We start from the raw sequence: 1472 nt of genomic DNA, 5'->3' as shown, positions 1-1472 counted from the left end.
CAGCGCCTCCCCAGGCGAGCCCACCTCCCGGCCTCCCTCAGCGGAGGCCGGGAAAGCGAAATGCCCTACCGCGCTCCACGACCGAGAAGCACATGCCTCACGGTATGGAAGATGATCCCCACATCCAGGAACAGCGAACCGTTCTTCACGTAGTACAGGTCGAACTCCAGCTTGTTCCGCGCATCCTCCACCGACGCGCCGTAGGGGTAGCGAATCTGAGCCCACCCCGTCAGGCCTGGCTTGACGGCCTCCCGCAGGCCGTAGAACGGAATCTGCTGCTTCAACTGCTCGACGAACACTGGCCTCTCGGGGCGGGGCCCCACGAAACTCATGTCTCCCGTCAGGATGTTGAAGACCTGGGGAATCTCGTCGATGCGCGCGCGGCGGATGAAGCGGCCCACCCGCGTGACACGGTCATCGTTCGCCTTCGCCCACACCGCGCCATCCTTCTCCGCGTCCGTGCGCATGCTGCGGAACTTCCACAGGTGATACGTGCTCCCGAACAGCCCGGTCCTTTCCTGCCGGTAGAAGATGGGTCCCTTCGAATCCAGCTTGATGGCCACCGCGACCAGCAACAGGAAGGGCGCGGACAGGAGTAGCAGGAGGGATGCCACCGCGATGTCGAAGCCCCGCTTCAGCGTGCGGCGCAGCGGGGACACGGTGAGCTCGTCCGCGAAGGCGAAGTCGCTCGCCCTCAGGAACTGCACCGGAATCCGGCGCAGCACCCGCTCGCAGAACCCCGCGGCCTCATACACTCGCCGGCCCTGGAGCCGGCAGCGCAGCAGGCCGTCCACCCAGTTGGCCCCGCGCATGTCATCCGCGGCCTGAACCACATAGGCCACGTCCAGCCGGGCCGCCGTCTGCTCCAGCGCCTCGCCGGAGGTGCGGGGGTCCGTCAGGCCCACGATGCGGTAGGTGCCCTCCCCGCCCGCGTCAATCGCGCTGGCCACCGCGCGCGCCTTGGGCCCTTCGCCGACGATGAGCACCGAGTGCGGCGCTCCCACCAGGGCGCGGATGGACACCCGCACCATCAACGTCCCGGCCAGGGCGCCCATGGCCCCGCCCAGCAGCGTGCCCGGCGGCAGCTGCATCGGCACCACCAGCGGGGTGACGAGCATGACGCCGCCCGCCACCATCGCCGTGACCCCCGCGGCCTTGAGGAACCGGTATCCCCTCACCCGGTCCTCCGCGGCCACACGGAGGTCATACAAGTCCAACAGGTACAGCGTGAACTGGAAGGTGATGACGAACGCCGCGCCCATCCACAGCAGCGTGGGCAACAGCTGCGACAGCGGCGTGTGTGTCCCTTCAGGCGCGAAGAGTGCCGCGCAGGCCGCCGCGCCCATCACGCAGGCCAACGCGATTGCCGAGCTCTCGGCGAGGAAGAACGTCAGTTTCTTTGCAGAGAAATAATGGTGAAAAACGCGGAGCACGTGCCCCTCCAACCTACCCGCCCGACCCTCTTCCACCAC

Annotated in this window: 1 protein-coding gene; it reads right to left on the bottom strand. The window is 67.6% G+C overall.

Annotation, left to right across the window (positions count from 1 at the left end):
* Nucleotides 1-65 precede the first annotated feature (65 nt).
* Nucleotides 66-1433, bottom strand: a complete 1368-nt coding sequence (exoE, locus tag HNV26_RS37305; protein WP_171445596.1) for a polyisoprenyl-phosphate hexose-1-phosphate transferase ExoE — start codon at nt 1431-1433, stop codon at nt 66-68.
* Nucleotides 1434-1472: the final 39 nt, after the last annotated feature.

The organism is Myxococcus xanthus, assembly GCF_013116825.1.
Taxonomy (GTDB): domain Bacteria; phylum Myxococcota; class Myxococcia; order Myxococcales; family Myxococcaceae; genus Myxococcus; species Myxococcus xanthus_B.
The sequence above is the reverse complement of the archived record's forward strand: the minus strand, read 5'-3'. Positions and strand labels throughout refer to the sequence as shown.